Consider the following 7,160-nt stretch of genomic DNA (forward strand, 5'->3'; position numbering starts at 1 on the left):
GCAACGCCAGCCCGGCCGAGCTGCGCCGCGTGCTCGCCGCCGTCCCGGCCTGACCCCGCCCGGACGCCGCCCGACCCGCGGCCGGGCGGCACGACGGCGCCCGTGCACCTAGTCTCGGCCGCATGGCCAGGTACCTCGACGTGCACCCGGACAACCCGCAGCCGCGCGCGATCGCGCAGGTCGTCGCGATGCTCGGCGACGGCGGGCTCGTCGCCTACCCGACCGACTCGGGCTACGCGCTCGGGTGCCGCATGGACGACCGCGACGGCGCCGACCGCATCCGGCGCATCCGCCACCTCGACGACCGCCACCACTTCACGCTCGTGTGCGCCGACTTCGCGCAGCTGGGCCAGTTCGTCATGGTGGACAACGCCGTCTTCCGGGCGATCAAGGCAGCCACACCCGGCCCGTACACGTTCATCCTGCGGGCGACCTCCGAGGTCCCGCGCCGGCTCGCGCACCCGAGGAAGAAGACCGTCGGCGTGCGCATCCCCGACGACACCGTGGCCCAGGCGATCGTCGCCGCCCTCGGCGAGCCCATCCTGTCGAGCTCGCTCATCCTGCCCGGCACGAGTGACGCCATGACCGACGGGTGGCAGATCAAGGAGGAGCTCGACCACGTGATCGACGCCGTCGTCGACGGCGGCGAGCGCGGCAGCGAGCCGACGACCGTGATCGACGCCTCCGACGGCGTGCCCGAGGTCGTGCGCGTCGGCGCGGGCGACCCCTCCCGCTTCGCGTAGCCGGCACCGAGCACCCGACGGCCGCAACCGACGCCCGCGCCGGTGATCAGGCGTCGCGGCCGAGCAGCGCACGCATCCGCGCCAGGTCCACGGGGTCGACCAGCACCGCGAGCTCGTGCCGCACCCACCAGTCACCGGTGCGCCGGCGCTCCTCGCGCGTCGTGAACCGGTACCGGTACAGCCGGGCCCGCACCCACCGCGGCACCGGACCGGCCGGGTCGTCCGCGAACGGGTTCCCCCGCAGCAGCCGCAGCGTCTGCGCGTCGCCCTCGAGCAGGCGCAGCAGGAGCGTCTCGAACCACCCGACACCCGGAGACCCGAGCGCGAGGAACCACATCTGCCAGTCCAGACGCAGGTGGTACGGCGCCACCTGCGGCGGACGCCGCCCCACGTCGCCCGGCTTGCCGCGGAACGCGTACTCGACCCAGTCGTCCGGCCCGGGGGAGCGCGCCGTCGACCCCTCCAGCACCACCTCGTCCCGACGGCGCGAGATCGACCCGAAAGCCCCGTACGCGTTGACGAGCCGGAACGGCTCGAAGCTCGCGTTCATCAGCTGCCGGCGCGCCACGAGGTTGCGCGCCGGCCGCCAGCTCAGCACGAGCAGCAGCACGGTCACCGCCACGACCAACACCACCTGCGCGACGGGCCCGCCGAGCCCGCCCCCGCCGTCGGGCACGGCGCTCGCGGCCGTCCCCGTGCCCGTCGACGCCCCGGGGCCCAGCCCGAACCAGCCGCCGACGACCGCCCACGACCCGTCGCTGACCAGCGACAGCCCGAGCACCACCGTGAGCCAGTTGAGCCACGCGAAGTTGCCCGTCACCACGAGCCACAGCTGCGTGAGCACGACGACGGCCCCCGCCCAGCTCGCGACCGGCTGCGGCGCGAAGAACGCGAACGGCACGACGAGCTGCGTGACGTGGTTGCCCGCGACCTCGACCCGGTGCCACCAGCGGGGCGCCCGGTGCGCGTGCCACGAGAACGGCCCGGGCAGCGGCTGCGTCTCGTGGTGGTAGTCGAGCGCCGACAGGTCCCGCCACACGCGGTCCCCGCGGATCTTGATGAGGCCCGCGCCGAGCTCCACGCGGAACAGGCACCAGCGCGTCAGCAGGAGGACGAGCAGCGGGGGAGCCACGCTCTCCCCGGACGAGCCGAGGAACGCGACGAGGAACGTCACCTCGCACAGCAGCGACTCCCACCCGAACCCGTAGAACCGCCCGCCCGCGTTGACGACCGACAGGTACGCCGCCCACAGCGCCAGGAACGCGAGCATCGGCACCCACCACGGCCCGAGCTGCGGCACCCCCGCCACGAGCAGCACCGCGAGCACCACGCCGCCCCAGCCCAGACCCACCACGAACGCGTCCGAGCACCGCCAGCGCAGCACGCTCGGCCCGTCGCGCCACGACGTGCGCCCGAGCACCCGCACCGCCGGCGTCAGGCCCCGCGCCCCGAGCAGCGGGCGCCACTGCCGCACCACGGCCCAGAACGCCACCGCGAGGATCGCCGCCGTCCCGCGCTGCAGCACCTCGCGCGCGACGTCGTGGTCGCCCGCCCAGAACCACGAGCCGAGCCACGCCGCGAAACCCGAGCCCTCCATCCGCCCACCGTAGGCATGTGACCCGCGTCTCACCCGCCGCCCGGGCCGGCGCCCACGGCCACCCATAGCATCGGCACATGAGCAGCCCGTCGAGCAGCACCGGCCTGACCCAGTCGATCGACCGCATGCGTGACGCCGGCGTCGCCCCCGCGGCGATCGACGTCTTCACGCGCTTCTACCGGCTCCTCGAGTCCGGCGAGACCGGCATGATCCCCGAGTCCGACGTCGAGCCCCTCACCGACGTCGTCCGCCGCGACGACCTCGACGTCAGCCCCGAGGACGCGCGCGCCGCGCTCGAGCGCACCGCCGTCGTCAAGCTCAACGGCGGTCTCGGCACGTCCATGGGCATGGACCGCGCCAAGTCGCTGCTCACCGTGCGCGACGCCGACCCCGACCGCGGCCACGACGCGCCCCTGACGTTCCTCGACGTCATCGTCGCCCAGGTCCGCGCCGCCCGGCGCGCCACCGGCGCGCGCCTGCCGCTGCTGCTCATGAACAGCTTCCGCACGCAGGCCGACACCCTCGCCGCGCTCGCCCCGTACGACGACCTGGCCGTCGACGGCCTGCCCCTCGACTTCCTCCAGAACCGCGAGCCGAAGCTCCTCGCGAGCGACCTCACGCCTGTCGACTGGCCGGCCGACCCCGAGCTCGAGTGGTGCCCGCCCGGCCACGGCGACCTGTACACCGCCCTGTACGCCTCCGGGGCGCTGCGCGCCCTGCTGGACGCGGGCTACCGGTACGCGAGCGTCTCCAACTCCGACAACCTCGGCGCCGCGCCCGACGCCGCGATGGCCGGCTGGTTCGCCGCGAGCGGCGCGCCGTTCGCCGCCGAGGTCGCGCGCCGGACGCCCGCCGACCGCAAGGGGGGCCACCTCGTCGTGCGCCGCTCCGACGGCCGCCTCGTGCTGCGCGAGACGGCGCAGACCCCGAAGGACGACCAGGACGCCGCCGCGGACATCTCGCGCCACCGGTACTTCAACACCAACAACCTCTGGTTCGACCTCGAGGCGCTGGCCGCCGAGCTCGAGCGGACGCAGGGAGTGCTCGAGCTGCCGCTCATCCGCAACACCAAGACGGTCGACCCGACCGACCCGTCGTCGCCCGAGGTCGTGCAGATCGAGTCCGCGATGGGCGCGGGCGTCGAGGTGTTCGACGGCGCGGTCGCGATCGAGGTGGGCCGCGACCGGTTCCTGCCCGTCAAGACGACGAACGACCTGCTCGTGCTGCGCTCGGACGTCTACGACCTCGACGACGACTACCGGTTCGTCGCGCGCGCCGACGCGCCGCTCGTCGACCTCGACACGGCGCACTACAAGACGATCGCCGGGTTCGACGCCCGCTTCGGCGACGGCACGCCGTCGCTGCGGGGCGCGCGCTCCCTCACGGTCCGCGGCGACTGGACCTTCGGGTCCGGCGTCACGGTCGTCGACGACGCGCAGCTGCACGACGCGGGCGACGCGTCGCGCGTGCCCGACGGCGCGGTCGTCGGCCCGGACGGCGTCGGCGCCTGAGAGCCGGCGCCCGAGAGCCGGCGCCTGGGGGTCAGCGGTCCAGGTCGACCACGCGGTCGTCGCCGCGCACCGCGGCGAGCGCGCCCGACGTCGCCGCCGCGAGGTCGGCGTCGAACCGGTCGAGGTCGTCCGGCGCGACGAGGAGCGTGAAGCGCGCCTGCGCCTCGTACGCGACCCCGTCGAGCACGCCGTCGTGGGTCGTGGCCCAGTCCTGCAGGACGCCGTGCAGGCGGCCCGCGTCGGCGTGCGGCACGTCCACCGTCACGCGCGTGCGCACGGCGCGCCGCACCAGCCGGGCGTCGTCGAGGGCCTCGCTCACGGCGGAGGAGTAGGCGCGCACGAGGCCCCCGGCGCCGAGCAGCACGCCGCCGAAGTAGCGCGTCACGACGGCGACGACGTCCGTGACGCCGCGGTGACGCAGAACCTCGAGCATGGGGACGCCCGCGGTGCCGGACGGCTCGCCGTCGTCCGTGGAGCGCTGCTGGTCCGCGTGCGTGCCCACGACGAGCGCCACGCAGTGGTGCCGAGCGTCCCAGTGCTCCTTGCGGATCGCGGCCACGACGGCGTCGGCCTCGGCCACGTCGGCCACGGGGGCGAGGTGCGCCAGGAAGCGTGACCTCTTGACGACGAGCTCGCGGTCCACCGGCGCCGCGATGGTCGAGGGCAGGAGAGGCGCGGTCACGCCCCGAGCCTAGGCGGTGGCGCGGCGAGCCCTGCCGCGCTCTGAACCGGAGAATAGTGTGCCAAGCGTCTACACTCCCTCCATGACAGTCGACGACGTACCGCACCCCGAGGCAGGGAACCGGCCCGCCAAGACGGCCGGCCGGTACCCACGGCCGACGGTGACGCTCGCGGAGGCGGAGTGGGTCTGGCGCACCCTGGCGACGGAGGCGATGACCGAGGCGGCCAAGCCGGAGATCGTGCGCCTCGCCGTCATCGCGGGCCTGACGCGCGCGACCGGCGCGCGCTACTCCGACCTCCTGCGCTGCACAGCGGACGCGATCGACCTCGGCCCCGCGGGCGCCCGCGCGGGGGAGGGGAGGGTCGTCCTCACGCACGGCAAGCACCGCGTGGTGCGCGAGCACGTGCTCAGCGCGAGCGTCGTCGTCGTGCTGCGGCGCTGGATGGCCGTGCGCGACGAGCTCGCGGCCGACCTCGAGGGCTCGGTGCCGCGCGCCCTGCTCCTCACCGTGCACCACACGCACGACAACGGCGTGACGATCTCCAGCGGCCTGCCCATCACGAAGCAGGGCCTCGTGCTGTCGTGGCGGCGCTTCGTGCACCGGACGAACGCGCGCTACGGCGCCGTGCGCGCGCCCCTGCCCACGCGGTTCGAGCAGGTGCGGCGCGCGTGGGTCGAGGCGTCAGGGCCCGACGGGCCCGGCGGCGCCGTCGGGCCCGGGCTCGGCGCGGACGCCGGGCGGGACGCCCTCCTCGCCGCCGAGCTCCTGGAAGAGCGTGACGTGGAGGCCGGCGGGGGCGTCGAGGCGTGAGTTGAGCGAGTTCCACGGCGTGCGCGTCGGGGGAGCGACGAGGTCGGCCCCGGCGTCGACGAGCCGCTCCGTGGTGGCCGCGGCGTCGTCCACCTCGAACGCGACGCGCAGGTGCCCGGCGACCTGCCGGCCGACCTCCACGTCGTCGATGGCCCGCTTGTGCGCGGGGTTCGCGATCTCGAGCGTGGCGTGCCCGACGTCGAGGATCGCCACGCGCTCGTCGTCGCCCTGGGCGTAGGCGACGCGCTGGGGGAGGCCCAGGACGTCGCGGTAGAAGGCGAGCGCGGCGTCGTAGTCCTCGGCCTCGACGACGAGGCGGAGCTGGCGCACGGGCGGACGGGGAGCGGGATCCATGCGGCCGACCCTAGACCGCGGAACGTCGGCGGAACAGGAGAACAAATAGTGTGCCAAGCCTACCCAAATACCAACTCACCACCCATCAGGCGTCACCACGCCCGCCCTGACGGGCGGGCACCGCGTGGGGGGAGGACGGGGCAGTCCGTCCGTCCCGGACAGTCCAACGGGCCGCCCCCGCAGTGCGGTGACGGCCCGTCGGAGGTGGGACGAGGGAGGGCCCGGCCTACGGCTGGCGCTTCGCGGCGTCCTCGGCCTTCGCCGCGGCACCGGTCTCGGTGCTCTCGCCGGCGGTGGAGAGGTCGCCGCCCGACGACTCCAGGTGCGCCCGGACGAACCAGTGGAAGAGCTCGAGGTCGTGGAGGTGGCCGATGAGGAGGTCGTTCGTCACGTCGTCGAGCTCCTCGGTCGCCTGCGCGGCCGCACGGTGGTCGGTGATGACGCCGACGTAGACCTCGTCGAGCGCGCCGAGGTGCGCGATCGTGGAGGCGCGGCCGAGGGAGTAGTCCTCCCAGGTGCGTCCGGCGACGATGGCACCAGGAGTGCCGAGGGGGGAGACGCCGAGCGTCGCGATGCGCTCCGCGATCGCGTCGACCATGGCGCGGACGGCGTCGACCTGCGGGTCGATCATCTCGTGCACGGCGATGAAGTGCGGACCGACCACGTTCCAGTGGATGTGCTTCAGCGTGAGCTGCAGGTCGTTCAGCGCGTGCAGGCGCTCCTGGAGGATCCCGGCGAGCTTCGCCCCCTCCTCGGGCGTGAGCGACGGGACGGTGTACTTCGGCAGGTCGGTGCGAGCAGCCATGTGGTGGCGCCTCCTCGTGTCGGTGCGCACGCCGCGGGTCGCGGCGGACGGGCGGACGGCTCCGTCGTCCCCATCCTGGTGCGGCGCGGGGAGGTTCGCAGGTCGAGGCGTTCAGGCCCGGCGCAGCAGCACGACCGTCAGCGCGAGCAGGGCCGCCCCGCCGACGACGAGCGCGATCGGGGACGTCGCCCTGTCGGCGACGAGGAGCAGCAGGACGCCGGCGACCTGGACCACGACCTGGATCACGACGAACCGCCGGGCGTCGGGCAGCAGCGCGCGGAGCTCCACCCGGGCAGCGGGCGGGACGTGCGCCGACCACCACGCGAGGCGGAGCACCAGGTGCGCGAGCAGCACGAGGGCCAGGGCCAGGGGCGCGAAGCGCGTCGCCTCCCCGGCGAGCGTGAGGCCGCCGAGCACGACGAGGACGTGGGGTGCCGGAGGTGCGCAGAGCCACACGACGAGGGCCCCGGCGGCGACGGCGACCGCGCCCCGGGTCGCGGCGTCGACGCCGTCGACGAGCTGGAGGGCGAGCCACGCGTACGCGGCGGAGACGACGAGCAGGCCGGCGCGCACGACGAGGCCGTTGACGCTCGTGCCGGTGTCGACGTCGACGTGCGGCGGCTGCGCCACGGGCGCGCGGCGCGGGGGCGGGCGCGC

General features: G+C 74.8%; 7 protein-coding genes. 2 read left to right on the forward strand and 5 right to left on the reverse strand.

Annotated elements, in window-relative coordinates; translation table 11 throughout:
* Positions 1–122 precede the first annotated feature (122 nt).
* Positions 123–743, forward strand: coding sequence for an L-threonylcarbamoyladenylate synthase (locus JZ5iCDA_RS14025; RefSeq protein WP_069387728.1), 621 nt, complete (start codon positions 123–125; stop codon positions 741–743).
* Between the two features lie 46 nt (positions 744–789).
* Here the strand turns inward: JZ5iCDA_RS14025 and JZ5iCDA_RS14030 are convergent, their stop codons facing one another.
* Positions 790–2,340: a lipase maturation factor family protein gene (locus tag JZ5iCDA_RS14030; RefSeq protein WP_069387729.1), complete on the reverse strand. Its 1,551-nt coding sequence runs from the start codon at positions 2,338–2,340 to the stop codon at positions 790–792.
* Between the two features lie 77 nt (positions 2,341–2,417).
* Here JZ5iCDA_RS14030 and JZ5iCDA_RS14035 point away from each other — a divergent pair, with 77 nt between their 5' ends.
* Positions 2,418–3,851 carry a UTP--glucose-1-phosphate uridylyltransferase gene (locus tag JZ5iCDA_RS14035; RefSeq protein WP_069387730.1) on the forward strand — a complete coding sequence of 478 codons (1,434 nt, stop codon included), beginning with the start codon at positions 2,418–2,420 and terminating at the stop codon, positions 3,849–3,851.
* Between the two features lie 31 nt (positions 3,852–3,882).
* On the opposite strand, the gene JZ5iCDA_RS14040 is transcribed toward JZ5iCDA_RS14035, so the two are convergent.
* The 4 genes from JZ5iCDA_RS14040 to JZ5iCDA_RS19015 all read right to left on the reverse strand — a co-directional run.
* Entirely contained in the window at positions 3,883–4,533 is a 651-nt protein-coding gene (locus JZ5iCDA_RS14040; protein ID WP_083260027.1) for an IMPACT family protein, read from the reverse strand.
* Positions 4,534–5,215: 682 nt separating this feature from the next.
* Positions 5,216–5,698 carry a VOC family protein gene (locus JZ5iCDA_RS14050; protein ID WP_069387731.1) on the reverse strand — a complete coding sequence of 161 codons (483 nt, stop codon included), beginning with the start codon at positions 5,696–5,698 and terminating at the stop codon, positions 5,216–5,218.
* 226 nt (positions 5,699–5,924) lie between these two features.
* Entirely contained in the window at positions 5,925–6,503 is a 579-nt protein-coding gene (locus tag JZ5iCDA_RS14055) for a Dps family protein (protein ID WP_069387732.1), read from the reverse strand.
* Between the two features lie 111 nt (positions 6,504–6,614).
* Positions 6,615–7,160, reverse strand: a 546-nt coding sequence (locus tag JZ5iCDA_RS19015; RefSeq protein WP_171905390.1) for a hypothetical protein, incomplete at its 5' end; no start/stop codon positions are given.

Origin of the sequence: Cellulosimicrobium cellulans (assembly GCF_001722485.1) — a bacterium.
GTDB classification, from domain to species: domain Bacteria; phylum Actinomycetota; class Actinomycetes; order Actinomycetales; family Cellulomonadaceae; genus Cellulosimicrobium; species Cellulosimicrobium cellulans_A.

Excerpts from the sequence above, each read along its gene's own strand:
- JZ5iCDA_RS14035 (WP_069387730.1), top strand. The coding sequence starts at position 2,418 with ATGAGCAGCCCGTCGAGCAGCACCGGCCTGACCCAGTCGATCGACCGC.
- JZ5iCDA_RS14030 (WP_069387729.1), bottom strand. The coding sequence starts at position 2,340 with ATGGAGGGCTCGGGTTTCGCGGCGTGGCTCGGCTCGTGGTTCTGGGCG.
- JZ5iCDA_RS14055 (WP_069387732.1), bottom strand. The coding sequence starts at position 6,503 with ATGGCTGCTCGCACCGACCTGCCGAAGTACACCGTCCCGTCGCTCACG.
- JZ5iCDA_RS14025 (WP_069387728.1), top strand. The coding sequence starts at position 123 with ATGGCCAGGTACCTCGACGTGCACCCGGACAACCCGCAGCCGCGCGCG.
- JZ5iCDA_RS14050 (WP_069387731.1), bottom strand. The coding sequence starts at position 5,698 with ATGGATCCCGCTCCCCGTCCGCCCGTGCGCCAGCTCCGCCTCGTCGTC.